Raw genomic sequence first — 17,681 nt, 5'->3', positions numbered from 1 at the left:
TGGTGATTGCGGCAGTTTTGCAATCACCATGATGCAATGGCGGAAACGGGGATCCAGCGTCCTTAACCCGCAAAGGCAACCACACCAACCAATATGATTTCAAATACTTATATAATGCTTCTCACGCAAAGCACGGGAGCGGGTTTAGAATCCCAGGTCATTCCCATGCCTTTCGTTAACATGATATTCACTTGAAGCAATCAGGCTTTGGGTATATTGTCAGTTAAACCATCTTGATTTTAACAAGATCAACTACCTTAAATTTCTGATAATATAGATAGGTTTGCAGTCCTCATGAATCTGGATTACACCGGCCGCGCATGGCGCGTGGCGCCCCGCATTGAAACCCTGTCCAGGGGAAGCGAACGCATTTTTTTCAACCCGCAGAACGTCAATCCCGCCTATTTTCCCATGGGCGGCTCCGAAGTCATCCAGATCCTGGATAAGCTAAAACAAAACGAGCCGTTTTTCTGCCCGCAGGAAAACCTCTGCCCCTGGGACTTGTTCGATTTCTTTGTGCGGCATCATTTGATTGTGGAGGACGGCCAGGAGGATTGCAAGACCGCCTGCTGCGAGGCGTGCCGTCCGGGCCGGGACCTTTTCAGGACGGAATTAAACGTCTACCTGCTTTTGTCCCAGGCCTGCAACCAGGCCTGCGTGTACTGCCTGAACGGCCGGGAAACCTATCACGGCCCGGGCGATCCCATGATGTCCCGGGAAACCGCATTCCAGGCCGTGGAGACCTTTGCGTCCAGCCTGAGCCCCGGCGGATTTTTGAACCTGGTGTTTTTCGGGGGAGAGCCTTTGCTCAACTGGCCTTTGGCCGTGGAGGTCATGGAGCATTGCGAAAACTCGCTTAAGCTCAAATTCCCGGAGATCAACTTTCATTACCACATCACCACCAACCTGAGCATCCTGCCTGATGACTTCATCAGCCGGGCCAAGGATTACGCCATGACCGTGCTGGTGGACGTGGACGGCCCCGAGGATATTCATAACGCCCTGCGGCCTTTGCGGGGCGGGGGCGGCAGCTTTGCTTTTACGGCGCGTCATATTGAAAAAGTCGCCGGCGCCGGAATCAACATTGCGCTCAGAACCACGGTGGTCAGCCGCAATCAGGAGCTCATGGTCGAGACGGCCCGTGTGCATAAAAATCTCGGCGGCTCGGCCTGCGCTTATGTTCCCCTGAACGCGGTGGACTCGGACGGAAGCGTGTTTGAACGGGCCATGCGCCCGGACCCGCGAATCTACGCCCAGGGATTGCGCGAGGTATACCATTCCCAAATCTGGCCGGTGGAGAACCTGTTTCCCTTCAGCGAATTCTCCCGGCGTCTGGTTCCGGGCTATCGCAACACCCTGAACTGCGGAGCCCCCAGGGGTTGCACCCCGGTGATCAGCGTGAGCGGAAAAATTTTTTCCTGCATCTACCTGGTCAATAACCCGGCATACGAGACCGGAGACATTATAAAAGACGACTTTCCGCGCCTGGATGTGCTCAAAAACATGGCGAAAATCATCGACGTGGATGCCAGGCCCCAGTGCAGGGAATGTGCGTACCGGTATCTTTGCGGGGGCGGCTGCCCCATCGGATACATCGGGACGGAGGGAAAGGCCCTGGCTTCCCAACAAGTGCGGGCGTACACGCACAAAATCGCCTGCGCCACAGCCAAAACCTGCCTGGAGGAGCTTTTCTGGTCTTTGGGGACCGAGGCGGGCTTGTGGGCTTTGACGGATCAAAATAATTCACAAAATGGAAAGGGATTATGCCTTTAAATGAAAATCAAAAAGATTGATTTAAATACTATTCCAAATACAAATGATTCTGAACCAAAGAAATGCCTGATTGTCACGGCCGAGGAAATCCAGGCCTATAAAGGCGATTTGGCCCGCATGGGGCGCACCATGGTCGTTTGCGGCGCCATTGTGGGCGCGTCTCTATATGTGGGAGGGTGCGCATCCTCCCAGCCAGCGTCCAAGCCGGCATATACCTCCGCCTCCCAGACCGAGGCAAAATACCGGCCAAAAACAAACGCCGAAATTCAACAAATCAAAATCGCCAAACAAGAAGCCCGCCAAGCCGCCGATCCCAAGCTGCTATCCAAACTTTCAAAAAGTTCGAACTATGAAATTCGAATGGAGGCGGCGGCCAACCCCCACACACCGCCCCAGGCCCTTTTGAAGCTGGCGGCGGACGAAGACGGCCTGGTCCGGGTCAAGGCCATCCATAACCCCAACACACCCACGGACCAGCTATCCCAAATGCTCTGGGACCAGAACGTGAGCGAGGCCATCCGTGAGGATATCGCCGACTACACGAACAACGAGACTCTAATCCGGCAAATGGCCGCGTCTCCGGACCTTAACATCAGGTGCAAGGCCGCCTTGAAACAAAACCTTCCCGCCGACGCCCTGAAAGCCCTTGTCAACGACAAAGAGGATGATGTCAGAGAGACTCTCGCCTCGAAGGTCGCCGTCCCATACAAGACATGGCTGGTTCTGGTTAATGATCCGGTCGAGCGGGTTCGGGATACGGCAATACACTGTCTTCACGTCCTTGATGGGAGAGGAAATTTGCCTGAATCCCTGCTCCTTGTCATGGCCGAATCTCCCAAAAAGGAAGTCCGCAAGATTGCGGCCGGAAGCAACCGGGCTAAGGACCACGTTCTAACAATTTCGGTCAGGGATCAGGACGAATGGGTGCGCGGGGAAGCGGCCGGAAACAAAAACCTGTCGCCCTATTTAAGGAGCGTCCTTGAAAAAGATCAAAGTTGGTCAGTACAAGAAGGCTTGTACCGGGAGGACTTGAGAAAAGCGGAATTCTCCCGTGATGAAAACTATTTGAGAGGGATGGCCACCCACCAAAGCCACGCCGTGCGAAGTACGGTCGCAAAAAACAGTCATACGCCCCATGAGTCCTTGTTAAAACTGGCTGTCGACCCCGTTGATTCAGTCCGCATGGATCTGGCGACATCCGGGAGCGTCCCGGAAGAATGCCTTGAGATTTTAAGCCGGGATTCCAACCCGAAAGTTCGAAACCTGGCGCGGCAAACCATTGCAGAAGGAATTGCGGACGAGGAAAGACGGAAAAAGGAAAGAATCGCCAGAGAGAAAAAGTATTTGGAAGATCAAGAACAAAAAAGAATCGCTAAAGAAAAAAACCGGGCCGCTGAAGAGAAAAAGCGCGAATTCGTGAGGAAAAACGGGGCGCCCGCCGCCTCCGACTCAGAGGAGCGGTTGAAGCAGGCGGGTAATTCCAATACAAACGAGGCGGTCCTTATCACCCTGGCTATAGACCCGGATTATGAGGTCAGGTCGGCCGTTGCAATCAATCCCTCCTCCACGGAGAGGGTCCTGGAACTGTTGGAGGACGATCCCAATAAAGAGGTTCAATGGTTTCTGGAACATCGGGAGGAAGAGCTGGCGCGGATCAGGTACAATAGCCATGACCGGGACTTGTTGCAGTGTACTGGCTGCATAGGCTGCACAAGCGCTTGCACGTGCGGATGCATCATGCAATGCATCGCATACGTGGGGGATAACTATGCAGACCAATTCAGGCCGAGGTTTTAGATGCCGTCGGGCGGCGCTGCATGACGCCAGGTTTGGCTCAATCAAGCAATTGCGTTTCAACGCCGACCTAAAAATAACGCTGTGTCCCCGCTTGCGAACGATCCTGAAAAAACGGATCGCTCTTGCGGGGATGACGGTGTCTTTGGGTCAGCGATAAAACAGAGGGCGCTTGCGATTTCCGGGGACGTTTTCTCGTTCCCGATGGCTGGATATGGAGAGGGATATGAGGAAAAAATTTGATGAAGAATCGAAACTGGCGAAAGTTATGCAAACCAATGCGTCGGACAATAAAAAATGCTTCATCGTCACGGCGGATGAAATGCAGGCTTTCAAGGGCGAACTGGCCCATATGGGGCGCACCATGGTGGTTTGCGGCGCCATTGTGGGCGCCTCCCTGTACGTGGGCGGGTGCGCAACCTCCCAGACTGCAACGACGCATACGGCAAGACCCGCGGCAAGCGCCCAAACGATTGAAGCCGCCAGACAACAAGCAAGCCAAACCACCGACCCGCGGCTTCTTTCCAAACTCGCCAATCATCCGAGCAGCAAAGTGCGCTTTAAGGCGGCGGAAAATCCCCACACCCCGTCCAAGGCCCTGCTTAAGCTGGTCAGGGACGAAAACGAGTATATCCGCATTCAGGCCATCCGCAATCCTGGGACGCCCCGGGAAAGCCTGCTTCAGATCGCTCAAGATGAAAACACCCCATGGCCTGTCCGCAGGACCATTGCCGAATATACCCAGGATGACGCTCTGATGCGGCGATTGGCCCAATCCTCCGATGAAGCCATCAGGTTTTCGGTGGCCTATAATAAGGATGTATCCCCCGGCATACTGGCCATGCTGGCGCGGGACAAGACGGATAGCGTCCGGAAGGGGGTTGCGGCGCAGCCGGGAACGCCCTTTGAAACGTTGTTGGCTTTGGCGAAAGACCCGGTAAAAGACGTTCGCGAGGACGCTTTGGAAGCTCTGATAGACCGGGACAAGGACGGAAAAACCAACGCAACCCAGGTTCAGGCCATGGCCCAATCCTCCAATGTGGAAATTCGGAAGCAGGCTGCGAGAAGCGCTCAGGCTTCGGACCAGGTATTGGAGTATCTGGCAAAGGACCAAAACGAATACGTCCGCGCTTGCACGGCGGCCAACAAAAACCTGCCCGTCCATGTGAAAAACTTCCTGGTCAAAGACGAAAGCAGTCTGGTGATACGCGCTCTTTATGGAGAAGACAGGGAAAGGGCGAAAAAAACCCAGGACCCGGAGCTTTTGACAACAATGGCCTCCCATCCCTATTTGTGGGTCCGTGTGGAAGTGGCGAACAACTGGTATACGCCGGAGGATGTTCTGCGGAAACTGGCCTTAGACCCCAACGGCAACGTCCGCAAAAAGGTGGCGCAAAAGCTCAAGACCCCACAGGACGTGATCGCGGCCCTGTGCAAGGACTCGTCTTCTACGGTTCGCGACGCAGCCCAGAGGACCTTGGCCTATCATAAAGATACGGAACAAAGCCTGAGGAGTGGGCAATCGGGCGGCGCCGACCCCATGCAAGACAGCAAAACGCGCCTCGCTGAGGCTTCCAACGAGAATACTGGTGAGGCCGCCTTGAAAAAGCTGGCCAAAGACCCGGACGAAAACGTCCGCGCGGCTGTTATAAAAAATCCATCCTCGACCATAGAGATCCTGGCTCTTCTGGTTAAGGACTCCAGCCCCAAGGTCAAAAAGGCCCTCGAGGAGAGGATCGCCGCCATGAGCAAGTCTTCACCCAACAAGCCCGGCTACGGCTACGGCGCCCCGGCATACAAAGGGTCGTACCGTTGCACGGGCTGCACCGGCGGCTGCACCATGCAATGCATAGGATACGTGGGGAGCGGCAATCCCGGCGCCGTCCAATTGAAAAACTATTAGCGTCTCGCCGGGAGGGCCTTCAAGCGTTCCCGGCGAATATATTTTTACAACATGGCTACCTAAACCGCAGGGCGTGGGTGTTGATGAAAAATTTGAGGCCGGCGAAACCCACGGGGAACATGTAGTCCGAGCCGGGGATGTCCATGACCACAAACCGGCCGGAGGATGCAGGTCCGGCAATCAGGGCCGCCAGGGGGTCGTACTCGGACCACTCCACCGTCACGGTCACGTCCAGGTCGTAGGATTCACGAATGACTTCCTGGGGCTTGAACAGCCAAACGGGGTTGATGCCCAGCATCTGCCCCGGGCCGCCCACGTTAAAGGTCTTTTTGGCGAATAACGGCGCGGGATTCTCCTGGGCTTCACCCTTGACGCCTTCCAGGGTCAGGGCGGTCACGCCCCGGCGGGTGATGGAGCCGAAAACCGCGTCCCCGTCCTCCTGGAACTCAAAGTCGGCCATCTTTTTGGGATACCCCAGGCTCTCGCGGCCGTAAATCAGGGCGGTCTCGTCGTCCACCACCATCCAGCAGCAATGCACGCCCTTGCCCAGCGGGGTTTTTACGTTCACCAGCAGGGCCGCCTCCTTGTAGGCCACGTCAAAGGAAGTCTTGGGGTAGTCCACGATAAACAACATGCCGGACTCCGGGTCCGCAGGCTTCATGCCCAGGGGCAGGATTTCCCGGACGTTTTTCGGATCCAAAGGAACCTCGGCCGTGATGAACCGGGCGCCGTCCCACATGTTTCCGGATTTTTGCATCTTGACGATCATCTCCCGAAGCCGCGTGAGATAATGCCTGTCGTCGTGAAGCTCCCGCATAATCAACCCCCTCTTGCAGTCAGTTGTTACTATGAAAGACGTCGTCGCTTACGCTGAGGTCGTCCACCAACGTCTTGATGGGGTTCAGCCAGAGTTTTGCATCCTCCTGGTCCGTGGCCCAGTAGCAGTTGGAGACAATTTAGGTGAGCAGGACATGGATGCCGGTCAGCATAGGGCGCCTCCTTATCCCGCGATGGGCGAAAGCAAAACCTAACAGGAAGACCAAGCATACCTTTTGATCCCAGGAGTATCAATTATTTTTCGGCTTGCGGATAATAAAATGATTATTTACTTGAGAAGGGCTTCCAGGAAGGCGTTTAAAATCGCATCCTGGGTTTCTTCGGGAGGGGCCGCATCCAGGCCTGTGGCCGGCAGGATGTATTTTTCAAAAAGAAGCAAGCCAAGCGCCATGGCGGTCCCGCCTGCCACAAGCATGGTGGGATCGACCCTGGATTCAATGGTCCCGGCGTCCTGCGCTTTGTTCAGAGAGTCCACCATTTTCCGCAAAAAAGGAAAAGAAGTCTGCACATCGCCTTCAAATTTCCCGTCCAGAAGGGTGCGGGCCATGACTTTCCAAAAGGCGTCGTTTTTTCTGAGCGCCAAAACGCCGTTTACCAGGGCCTCTTCGGGATCGCCCGGCTCGCCGATGTCTTTATTGATCTCTTCCATAAGCCGGTCCTGAACCTGCAGGCGAATGTTTTCCTTGGTCCTGAAATGCCTGTGAATCAGGCCGGGATTCACATTCGCCTTGGCCGCGATATCCCGCCAGGAAACGGCTGCAATGCCTTTTTCGGCGAAGAGAGCGGTGGAAGCCTCCAGGATGGCTTCCATCACTGCGGCCTTGCCCATGGGCTTGTTTGTTTTTGCGGTCATAGCAGCCTTTGGCGACAAATATGGATTCTGGTGGATGCCGAGCTGACTGGCCTGCCGATAATTACCGGATCAGCTTATGCTGTCAACAGGTTTCAATTTTGCATTGTTCAATTTTTGGTTGAACGGAAAGGCAAGTTGATGTTTGCATGGAAATCAATCAGGGGCGTCAATGTTTGAAAGTCCACGGGGCGGGAAAATCGGCTGTTCCCTGCGAGGCATTCCAGTAGTCTGACTGGTTGTTCAAAGGCGTCATAATCACTCTGTTTTGATTTGCTTTGATAATTTCAACATGCTGTATTTAAAATATTAAGCCATTTAGCCAAGTATCCAAGGCGCGTTTCCGAAGAAACAGTGTGAACAATTTCATAACTTCATATATACCGGAAGACCACAATCATTTGATTTACATTTTTAGTGTTTTTTTATAAAGTAATAAACAAAAGAAAGCTCCATTGAACGGCATGATAAACGGTTAACTCAATTCAATTATTTACTGCAAAAACTTTTTGTAAGCAGTGTTGACCCGTAAAATGGTTCATGCTATGTATATTCCGTCTATTTAGGATGTTACGCACCGCGGTATTTTTTCAATGAATAGCGCCTGGCCGGCTTCACTTCCATTCGTATACGTCTTATGTGGACGACATTCCATCAATAAGCCTGCTCCAGGAGATTGCAGATGCCTTTGGAACCTAGCCGCAGAAAACTGGAAGAGCGGGTTCTGGCCTTGGAAAACAAGTTGCTGGAACAAAAAGCATTGAACGAAAAGCTGAGGACTGCCCAGGAAGAGTATCGCCTTTTGGTGGAAAATTCCACGGACGTCATATGGTCTGCGGACAGGAATCTGCGCTTTAGCTATTTTAGCCCATCGGTTTATCAGTTGCGGGGATACACGCCGGAGGAAGCCGTGGCCATGGGGCCGGAGGACACCTTTACGCCAAGTTCCCTTAAGCTGGTCAAAGAGGAAATCCACAGGCGCGATGCAGGTGGCAAAGAACGGTTCAGGCATTTTTGCCTGGAGTTGGAATGCCTGTGCAAGGACGGGGCCGCCAAATGGGTGGAGTGCGCAGGGACAATTAATTTGGACAAAGACGGAAAGCCTGAAAGCATTCACGGCATAGCCCGAGACATCACTCAGCACAAAAACAATGTAAAAATTATGCAGGCGGCGGACAAGGCCTTAGCCGCCAAGGTCCTTGAACTGGAAGAAACCAACAAGGCCATCGCCATGCTTACCGAGGAGGCCGAAGCCAACGCCAAAGAATACAAGACGAAAATGGCGCGGCTTATCAGCCGTCTTTCGAGACCGTATATAGAGAGTTTTCAGAAGACTGCATTGAACAAAAACCAGAAAATCTGCATGGATTTTGTTGCGTCATGCTTGTCGGACTTTGAAGATTACATGCCCGGCCGGAACGACGGTCTGGCCGAGTCGCTCAATGCCAAAGAGTCCGAAATTGCCCGTTTGGTCAGCATTGGATGCACAAGCCGGGACATTTCCCAACTTTTAGACATCCCAAAACGATCCGTGGATTTTTATCGAGCTAAAATCAGAAAAAAATTGGGGTTCGTCCCTCCGGGGAAAAACCTGACGCAATACTTAACATCGCTGTACGGATAAAGTCATAGCAAGTATTTTCAAGTTCGCTAAGTTGAAGGGATCTTGATTCCATGAAGCATCGTGAGACGGAAGAACAATTAAGCGCCCGCATCAAAGAGCTTGAAGCGGAAATTGCAAGGTATGAAATCGCCAACAAGGGGCTGGCCGCCGTTGAAAAGCACTATCGGACCCTGGTGGAGAAGACCACGGACGTCTCCTGGAAGTGCGACCTTGAACTGCGCATGGCCTACGTCAGCCCCTCCCTTGCCAATTTTACCGGCTTTACCCCCGGGGAAGCCATCGCCCTTTTGCCCAAAGACATGTTTACCGGGCGGTCTCTGAACGTCGTCACCGAGAATTTCGGGACGCTCCTGAAATACTCCCGGTCGGAAAGACCGGCGGGCCGGGAATCCGTCAGTTTTGAAGCGGAAGTCAAGTGCAAGGACGGGTCTTTTAAATGGGCGGAAGTGACAGGCGCCGTGCTGAGAGACAAAACAGGCAAGGCCTTGGGCCTTCATGGAATGTATCGCGACATCACCCACCGGAAAAATTCCGAGCAAGCCCTTGAGGAAAAAGATCAATCATTATCCGTTCAGACCCGCAAACTGGAAGAGATCAATGAAAAGCTGAAAAAGGCCTCCCTCATAGCCGGAAACGCCGTGCCAATGCTGCAGCAATATCTTCGCCTGACCTTGGAAAGCATGGCCCTGCCCTATCTGGACCGGCTGCTTGATGCGTGCCAGGACGTGGAGCAGACGGCCTTGGTCAGCGTGCTCAGGTCCAACATGGCCGCCCTGCTTTCCCATGTTTCGGGCCACATCCAGGACCCCATGCCCGAACTAACGAGCAAGGAACTGGAAGTCGCTTGGCTTGTCCGCAATGGAGAAACCAGCCAGGCCATAGCGGAAGCCATGAATATTTCCAAACGCTCCGTGGATTTTTATCGCGGCAAGCTTAGGAAAAAATTCGGGTTGGAGGGCCCGGGGGAAAGTCTGATGGACCGCCTGGCCTACGCCGCATTGCCCACGCGGCCGCCTTCCGGCCTTCCCGATTAACCGGCCGATCCAAAACTCGCAAAATATTTACGCTGCGGCGGGCTTCGTCCTTCCGCGGCCTGCCGCCTGGTCAGGGAGTGTACAAAACCACCAGGCAACGGGTTTCCATGTCCGACAGGCTCTTTAATTTGTGCGGAATTTCCGAATTGAACCGTTTGGACTCCCCGGGCTTGAGCACATGGGGCCTGCTGTCCAGAGTCAACTCAAGATCCCCGTCCAGAACAAAGACGAATTCCTCGCCTTCGTGCTTGTACTCCACAGGCTTATGATCCTTGCGCGATTCGATGGTGATCATAAAGGCCCGCAGGTGCTCGTTTTCCGCATCCGGAGTCAAAACCTCATAAGAATAGCTCTGGGTTCTTTTGGCGTAAGCCTTGGCGCGCTGATCCCGGATGGCGCTTTTTTCCTCGTCCCGCAAAAACGTACCCGGATCAATGCCCAAGGCGCGGGCTAAACGAAGCAGAAAGCTGACGGAAGGCGACAATTCGTCCGATTCCACCGAGGCGATAAACTCGGGAGTTTGTCCGGTGGCCTGGGCCAGAGCTTCCCGGGTCCAGTCGTGGCCCTCGCGCAGTTTTTTAATGGTTGCGCCGAAACTGGAGTCCGAGACGTCCACAACCGTGCAGGCCAGATCATCGGCCAGCTTGCGCATCACGGCTTTTTTGGCCTTGGCCGTAAAGACGGGCAAAAAGGCCTTGGCGTCGGCTTCCACGCCAATATTAGCGATCTCGAAAATAGGGGCTTTGGCGTCCCTGTTAATGGCCACAATCAGGCCGGACTCGGCGATTCCCGCCGTATATTGCACGGCGCCGGAGGTTGCGGCGGAAACAAGCAGCCTGGGCCGGACGGTTTTTCCCGTCTGGCCGATCAAGCGTTCCTCCTCCACCCAGTGGGACAGGACGGGAGGCCTTGTGGCGCCCACCTGGCCGCCCAAAGCGGCGGCAAGCTCCCTAACCAGGCCGAATCCGTCCGCGCTGCCCATGCCTGCGCCGCCCACCACGACGGTCTCGGCTTCTTCCAGCCTTTTTACTCCGGCTTCCTCGGGCTCGTAGGAAAGGAGCTTAAGGCCTTTGGGCAGGGCGAGTTGAGAGTAGTCCAGCTCCTCTGCGGTTCCCGGATCGCCCGGCTGATCGCTGGGGGAAAAGCCGTGAGGCGCCACGGTGGCGAATCCCAACGTCGTCCCTTCGGCAAAGGTGATCCTGGCCATAATCCGGCCGCCCCAGGATGGACAGGTCGCAACCATGAGGCCGTCTTCCATGGCCATGTCCACACAATCGGCGATGAGGCCGGCGTCCTGCATCCTGGACGTCCGGGCAGCCAGCTCGCGGCCCAGTTGGGTCATGGGAAAAAACACAAGCCCGGGCTGCTTGTCCGACACGGCACGGCAGATCATAAGGGCCATGGCGTCGGCGCGGGGAGCGTCCAAATCCTTATGCTGCAAAACGTACACATAGTCCGCCCCGCAACGGGAGCAACGGTCGGCCGCCTCTTCCCAAAGCAGGCATTCCTGGTTTTTTCCGGGGACCAGCACCATGGCCGTCTTGCCGCCCGTTTGCCCGGAAAGCTCTTTGGCCTTGCCCAGCACATTAAGGGAATATTCAAAAAACCTATCGTTTCTCAGATCTCCGAAAACCCAGATATCGTGATTGCTCATTGCATTCCTGCCCGCTATTTTATTAGCCTGCTTTTCTATTGAATAAGACCTGCGTTAACCAGCTTCTCCAGGAGCTTGTCCGCCTGCTCCTCTATGGATCCGGTTAAAAAAGCGCACTGTTTGCCCTTGGCGGCCGGGGTCATATCCTTGATTTTGGTGGGCGATCCCGCATCCCCCACCTGATCCGGCGTCAGGCCCAGTTTTTCCAGGCTCCAAACCTCGATTTCCCCGGAAAAAGCCTCCTCAATGCCGCCCAGACTGGCGTTGCGGGCCTTGGCGGCCTCGGGCGCCACTGTCAGGGCGCACGGCGTCTCCACTTCAAAACGCTGGCGGAATCCGTCGCATTCAGCAGAGACTTCCAACGACTTGCCTTTAACCAGAATATCCCGCGCCTGAGCCACCAGGGGAAGCCCGGCGCCCACGGCGGTCTGGGGGCCTACCTGACCGGTGTCCGAGTCGGCCGTACGGGTTCCGAACAAAACCAGATCATAGGGCTCCAGGAGTTTGAGTCCGGCGCACAGGGCGTTGGAAGTAGCCAGGGTATCGGCCCCGGCAAGGGCTTTATCGCACAGCAAAACGCCCCGGTCCACGCCCATGGACAAGGCGGAATACAAGCTGAGGCCCGAAATTTCCGGTCCCATGGACAGGGCGGTCACCGTTCCCCCCAACTCGTCACTGAGGGCCAGGGCCGTTTCCAGGGCCGGCAAATCAAAGGGGTTGAGGGCGGTTGTATCCGGAGTGCGCACGATCTTGCCTCCGGGGGCGTCCAGCACCACGGATTTTATGCAGACTATAATATGAATTCCCATAATAAATTCCCCGTTAGAACTTGCCCAGGACCGAACGGGCTATGACCGTCCGGTGCACCTCGGAAGTGCCTTCGTAAATTCTGGTCACCCTGGCGTCACGGAAATAACGTTCCACCGGGTAGTCCTTGGAATACCCGTACCCGCCGTGAATCTGCACGGCCATATCCGTCACTGTGGAAGCGGTCTCTGCAGCGAACAGCTTGGCCATGGCCGATTCCTTGGAAAAGGGCTTTTTCAAATCCTTGAGGGCTGCGGCCCGGTAAACCATGAGACGCGCCGCATCCACCTGGGTGGCCATGTCGGCGATCATGTTGGCAACGGACTGGTGCTTGGCGATGGGAACCTTAAACTGCCTGCGCTGCTTGGAATAGCGAATGCCTTCCTCCAGCGCAGCCTGGGCAATGCCCAACGCCTGGGCCGCAATGCCGATGCGCCCCGTGTCCAGGCCTGCCAGGCCGATAGCCAGGCCAATGCCTTCCTTGCCCAGCAGGTGGTCCTCGGGAATCCGGCAGTCATTAAGCCGGATGGAGGAAACCGGATTGCAGCGCATGCCGCAGAGGTCTTCCAGGTCGCCCACCACAAAACCGGGCGTTCCGCGCTCCGCCACAATCACGCTGATGCCGCGAGGACCGGCCTCCGGGTTCGTCCGCACGAAAATCAGACAGGTGTCGGCCACGCCGCCGTTGGTGACAAACACCTTGTTGGCGTTCACCACATAATGATCTCCGTCCTTTAAAGCCACGGCCTGTATTCCAGAAGCGTCCGAACCTGCGTTGGGCTCGGTCAGGCAAAATGCGCCGATCTTCTTGCCGGCCGCCAGGTCGGGAACCCATTTTACCTGCTGTTCCCGGGTTCCAAAGGCCATGATGGGATGAACCGCCACGCTGTTGTGCACGGTCACGCACAATCCCATGCCGCCGCACACCCGCGAGATTTCCTCAATAGCCACCACATAGGACACCGAGTCCATTCCGGCGCCGCCCAGATCTTTGGGAACCTGAATGCCGAAATAGCCCAAGGCCCCCATTTTTTCCACCACTTCCCAGGGGAAGCGCGCTTCCTGGTCCAGGTCCTTGGCTATGGGCGCCAGTTCGGCTTCGCAAAAAGCCCGCACCGAGCGCCTTACTTCCCTATGTTTTTCCGTTAAAAAAGGATTCATGGATTTCAACCGATTACCGGGGTTTATAATTAAGCCGTCCGTTATGTTTCGCCCCTGACTTATCAGATAACGGCTCAAAGAAAAAGAGCAAATCCCTCGCCCCATCCAATCCGGGCCGACGCGCTTTCTTTCTTGACATACTGCGTCATACGAAATATTATACGTCCGTTGAAAATCTTGCAATAGAAAGAACCAATCATGCTATTTTGGCCCAAGCAGGAAACAGTGCTCGTGGATCGGGGAGCCCCCAAGGCGCCTCATTTTCTCATGGCCCAGGATTTGTTCGCCCGAAAAGGCTCCCGGGAATTATTCATTAAAAAAATTTTTTCCGCCAAAGCCGGAATCCGGCGGCGAGGACCGGTCATCCTTTGCCCCGGCATCGCCACCAACGCCAATTTATTCCGCATGGACGACCAGGGCGGGTTTCTTTCCCTGGGGAACAACCGGTCCTTTGCAACCTACCTGGCCTCGGAAGGCTTTACGGTGTATTGCTTTCATCCGGGATACGCCCAAAGGGTGTACAACAGGTATGTGGTCAGGCATTGCCGGCAAAGCATGTTTTACGGCAAAATGCGCACCACGCCGCCCACGCTGGATTTTGTGGAATTGGTGGACAGGGAGGTTCCCATGGTCATCGAGCGTGTGCGCAGGGACTCCGGGTCGTCCAACATCTCTTGGGTAGGGTACAGCCTGGGCGGCATGATGATGTACACCTACCTGGCCAAGACCCTGGACGCCACGGTCAGGAATGTCGTGACTATAGGCAGCCCCATCACCCTGCATCAGATTTTTGTACGCATCATTCCCCTGATTAACTGGATCACCCGGGCTTTGGGATTCGAGGAGAAATCCTTTGTAGGAACCGTCACCCAGAACTTTGTGCCCATCACCAGGGCCATTCGGAAAATTCCGGGGCCGGTGCTGAGGTTCAACCCCATTGCGTCCCCCTTGCTGTGGAATCCTTTCAACATGTCGGGAAAGGCCGCCAAAACCCTTTTGGGCAAGGTGGTTGAGCCCGTCCCCAACAGCCTGCAAAAATCCATCTCCACCATGATTTCCCAAGGACTGGCCTGCAAGCAATACGGCCCCGAGTTGGTCAAGTCCATGGGTTACATCCGCAAAAACAAAGCGAAATTCCTCTTTTTTTACGGCGGCGCCGATGTAATCGCCCCGCCGGACACCGTGCTTCTGGCCCACGAAATCATCACGCCCAATGACTCCAACAACCTGATTGGAGTGAACGCCGCAGGGCATGTGGACCTGATGATAGGCGAAAACGCCCGGGAAAAAGTTTGGCTGCCCACCGGAAAGTGGCTTATGGAAAATACTTCGCGATAACGATTATTTCTTTTTTTGTTCATAGTATTTTTCATTTCGGCACGATTTCTGAAAGAACACTGGTATAATTTTGTCCGGATTGTTGCGCCCTGATCCCAAAGGCATGACCGGGGGCGGTCTTCCGGCCTGATTGATTGCAGTGTTGCGGAAGAGGCTTTCCCGCAAAAAGAAACAACAAGAACCCTCTGGCGGGTTATAGGCCCGCAGGATTGTACATGCGCCGCTATTTTTATATATTCCTGGCTGTTATCATTCCTTTCATCCAGGCGCACGCTTTAGAACCCCAAGCAACGGACTTTATGTCCGGCGCCCGCTTGGACGCAAGGGCGGACGGCGGCCTGTGGCAGCTCACATTGCCCCAGAGCATATACGAGGGATTGGTTCGTCATGATATTGGCGATATTAGGATTCTTGACGGAAAAGGGACTCAGGTTCCCCTTAAAATCGTGGATGAACGAAAGGGATTTTACGAGGATCCGGAGATTCAATCCCTGAATGTTTTCCCGCTCATGACCCGGGGCGACGGATTTATTGACATGTCCGCCACCCGGTTCCGCATGGACGAAACCGGCGCCCTGATCGGAGTGGAAAGTTCAGCCGCGCTGGGAGACGGCAACGTACTTACATCCTATGTTTTGGACGCGTCTCATCTTAACGGCGAGCCCGAAGCATTGCGATTAAAATGGTCGGACACGCCGGGAAAATTCGTGACCACGGTGGACGTCAAAGCCAGCCGGGATCTGGCATTTTGGTTCGGGCTTTCCTCAAGCTCCACCCTAGCCCAGGTTCCTTGCGGGCAGATGATGTTTTTCCAGGACACCATAGACATTCCCAAGGCCATGCCGGGATATTGGCTGGTCACCTGGCCGGGGGGCAAAAAAGGCTCGACCTTAGAAAAGGCGGAGGTGCTGTATCCCACAAGCCAGGACGCCGCCAAAAACTCCTGGGTGCAAGGGACGCCGTTTGGGACTCCATCGAACGGGGAGTATCAATTTGAGGTCCCCGCCCCTCTGCCTGCCAGCCAGGTGGTCATTCATGTAATGTGGCCGGACTTCTGCGCCCGGGCCAAGATTTATTCCCGCAGCGACGCGGAAAGCAACTGGGAATTTCACGCAGACGCCACATTATACAATCTGACCGCCGGCGAGGACGCCATCCAAAATCAAGCTCTGAACGTCCGGCCCGTCACCCATAGATACTGGATGGTGCAAATCGACCCGGAATCCATTGCAGGCGCAGGCCCCCTGCCCCCTTCATTCCAGCTGGCTTGGACGCCTCATACCGCCTACTTTGTCGCCCAGGGCCAGGAGCCTTATGTCATTGCCTTCGGAAGCGGCCGTAAAGACCTCGCCCCGCCTCCTCCGGCCGCGATTTTGGAGCCGGTGGGCTGGGGCAAGCAAGGCGTGACAGCTTCTCTGGCCAGAATGGGCGCCGTCTATACATTGGGCGGCAATAACGCTTTGTATCCGCAACGCCCTAAACCGCCCGACACAAAAAAGAAAACGATGATCCTGGCCGCCGCCGGCGTGGTTGGTGCCGCCCTTGTGACGGTTTTGGCGCTGGTTGCAATGATGTTGCTTAAACAAAAAAAGGCCCAAGCCCTGGCGCAGCAACAAGCGGGGGATGAAGACCATGAATGGGCGGAAGCCCAGGCCGCTGCGGAAACGGAAAGCCTGGACGACGATTCGGACCTGGCCGAAACCGCCGCGGAAGTGCAGGAAATGAAGGACTCCTGGGACGCGCCTGACCAGGAAGACATAGACCAGATTGTAAAAGATTCTGAAAACGCCATGGCGGAGGACGGCTCGGACCAGACAGGTCCTACAACGGAGGAACAAGTTTCACCGGAAGAAAGGCCGGCCCTTTTGGAGGAGATAATGGAGCCGGAAGAAGAGGCTCCCGCGCCGGAGCCGGAGCCGCCCGCTGAGCCGGAGCCGCCTGCGCCCCCTCCCAAGCCCCAGGGCGTTCCCATTCAGTTGAACGAAGACGGGTCCATGGAGCAGGACCAATTGGATGCGCTCCTTAACCAGTCGGCTTTTGCGAAGGGACAGGGCCGGCCCAAACTAACACTCGAGCCAAAAAAATCCCCGGAAGAGTCCGCCCTTGATCCCAATGAGGGCGTTTTAACCCAGGAGGAACTGGACGCCATGCTGGCCGCTCCGCCGGGAGGAGGCGCCGCCCTGGATGATAACAACACCCTGAACCAGGACGATCTGGACGCCCTTTTGGCGACCCAGGCGGAAATGCCGGCCCCCTCGCCGGCCATGAATGACGACGGAACCTTGAACCAGGATGCTTTGGACGCATTGCTGGCCACCCAGCCCCAAAAAGAGCCGGTCCTGCCCCGAGAGCCCAAAAGGCCGCGGGACCCCAAAGTCAAGGCCAATGAAGACGGGACCCTGGATCAAGCCGGCTTAAACGCCCTTCTTGCGAACGCCGGTTACAACATCACCGTTCCCGCGGCCAACGACTCCAAGGGAGACGACCTTCCGTTCGACGGCGCATTAAATCAGGACCAGTTGGACCAGATTATGAATGAATCGGGCGGTCCGGACATGCAAACGGATGGGGATCAAACGGAAGAGACGCCGGTCATCAAACAGTTTTCCCAGGAAGAGCTTGATGATTTGTTTGACGGCGCAGGGCGTATAGACGATTGGGCTCCGCCTCCGAAAGAACCAGAGCCGCCCCCGCCGCCCCCGCCGCCGATTCCCGACGGGCTGCAAACCGACGGCCAGTTGAGCCAGGCGGATCTGGATGCTTTCTTTGACGGGCCGGCAAAGCAGGCGCCCCAGGAGGATGACAATACTCCCATGTCTCAGGACGACCTGGACGCCATGTTCGACGCCCCCGCTGCGCCCCAACCCGCGCCTTCCGCGGACGACAACGCAGCCATGTCTCAGGAC

12 protein-coding genes are annotated in these 17,681 nt (G+C 55.6%); 7 read left to right on the top strand and 5 right to left on the bottom strand.

Translation table 11 applies throughout. The annotated features are described in order from the left end of the window. The first annotated feature begins 294 nt into the window (after positions 1–294). From G491_RS0128070 to G491_RS0128060, 3 genes are all read left to right on the top strand, one after another. The gene (locus G491_RS0128070) at positions 295–1,773 is read left to right on the top strand and encodes a radical SAM/SPASM domain-containing protein (RefSeq protein ID WP_028316899.1); all 1,479 of its coding nucleotides are present in this window, start codon (positions 295–297) and stop codon (positions 1,771–1,773) included. Next, entirely contained in the window at positions 1,774–3,570 is a 1,797-nt protein-coding gene (locus G491_RS0128065) for a hypothetical protein (RefSeq protein ID WP_028316898.1), read from the top strand. 223 nt (positions 3,571–3,793) lie between these two features. After that, positions 3,794–5,470 (top strand): HEAT repeat domain-containing protein, encoded by a 1,677-nt coding sequence (locus G491_RS0128060; RefSeq protein WP_028316897.1) that lies wholly within the window; start codon positions 3,794–3,796, stop codon positions 5,468–5,470. Positions 5,471–5,525: 55 nt separating this feature from the next. On the opposite strand, the gene G491_RS0128055 is transcribed toward G491_RS0128060, so the two are convergent. Together G491_RS0128055 and G491_RS32990 are read right to left on the bottom strand one after the other, a co-directional pair. Continuing rightward, positions 5,526–6,287 carry an acetoacetate decarboxylase family protein gene (locus G491_RS0128055; protein ID WP_028316896.1) on the bottom strand — a complete coding sequence of 254 codons (762 nt, stop codon included), beginning with the start codon at positions 6,285–6,287 and terminating at the stop codon, positions 5,526–5,528. Positions 6,288–6,575: 288 nt separating this feature from the next. Next, positions 6,576–7,160, bottom strand: a complete 585-nt coding sequence (locus G491_RS32990; protein ID WP_051327577.1) for a TetR/AcrR family transcriptional regulator — start codon at positions 7,158–7,160, stop codon at positions 6,576–6,578. Positions 7,161–7,839: 679 nt separating this feature from the next. Between G491_RS32990 and G491_RS0128040 the strand changes: the two genes are divergently transcribed. Both G491_RS0128040 and G491_RS0128035 read left to right on the top strand, forming a co-directional pair. Continuing rightward, complete coding sequence (locus G491_RS0128040) at positions 7,840–8,781, top strand: PAS domain S-box protein (RefSeq protein ID WP_028316894.1); 942 nt, start codon at positions 7,840–7,842, stop codon at positions 8,779–8,781. 50 nt (positions 8,782–8,831) lie between these two features. Further along, on the top strand, positions 8,832–9,815 hold the full coding sequence (locus G491_RS0128035; protein WP_028316893.1) for a PAS domain S-box protein: 984 nt from the start codon (positions 8,832–8,834) through the stop codon (positions 9,813–9,815). Between the two features lie 70 nt (positions 9,816–9,885). Here G491_RS0128035 and G491_RS0128030 read toward each other — a convergent pair whose 3' ends face one another. The 3 genes from G491_RS0128030 to G491_RS0128020 are packed head-to-tail and all read right to left on the bottom strand — an operon-like array spanning position 9,886 to position 13,437. Beyond that, positions 9,886–11,469 carry an FAD-binding protein gene (locus G491_RS0128030; RefSeq protein WP_028316892.1) on the bottom strand — a complete coding sequence of 528 codons (1,584 nt, stop codon included), beginning with the start codon at positions 11,467–11,469 and terminating at the stop codon, positions 9,886–9,888. Positions 11,470–11,504: 35 nt separating this feature from the next. Further along, positions 11,505–12,278: an electron transfer flavoprotein subunit beta/FixA family protein gene (locus G491_RS0128025; RefSeq protein ID WP_028316891.1), complete on the bottom strand. Its 774-nt coding sequence runs from the start codon at positions 12,276–12,278 to the stop codon at positions 11,505–11,507. A 13-nt stretch (positions 12,279–12,291) separates the two neighbouring features. Beyond that, positions 12,292–13,437, bottom strand: a complete 1,146-nt coding sequence (locus G491_RS0128020; protein ID WP_028316890.1) for an acyl-CoA dehydrogenase family protein — start codon at positions 13,435–13,437, stop codon at positions 12,292–12,294. Between the two features lie 198 nt (positions 13,438–13,635). On the opposite strand from G491_RS0128020, the gene G491_RS0128015 reads away from it, so the two are divergent. Then, complete coding sequence (locus G491_RS0128015) at positions 13,636–14,775, top strand: alpha/beta fold hydrolase (protein ID WP_028316889.1); 1,140 nt, start codon at positions 13,636–13,638, stop codon at positions 14,773–14,775. Positions 14,776–14,990: 215 nt separating this feature from the next. Then, positions 14,991–17,681, top strand: a 2,691-nt coding sequence (locus tag G491_RS32985) for a DUF3999 domain-containing protein (protein WP_035220551.1), incomplete at its 3' end; no start/stop codon positions are given.

Origin of the sequence: Desulfatibacillum aliphaticivorans DSM 15576 (assembly GCF_000429905.1) — a bacterium.
Taxonomy (GTDB): domain Bacteria; phylum Desulfobacterota; class Desulfobacteria; order Desulfobacterales; family Desulfatibacillaceae; genus Desulfatibacillum; species Desulfatibacillum aliphaticivorans.
Note: the sequence above shows the minus strand (reverse complement) of the source record. Positions and strands in the feature narration are given on the sequence as shown.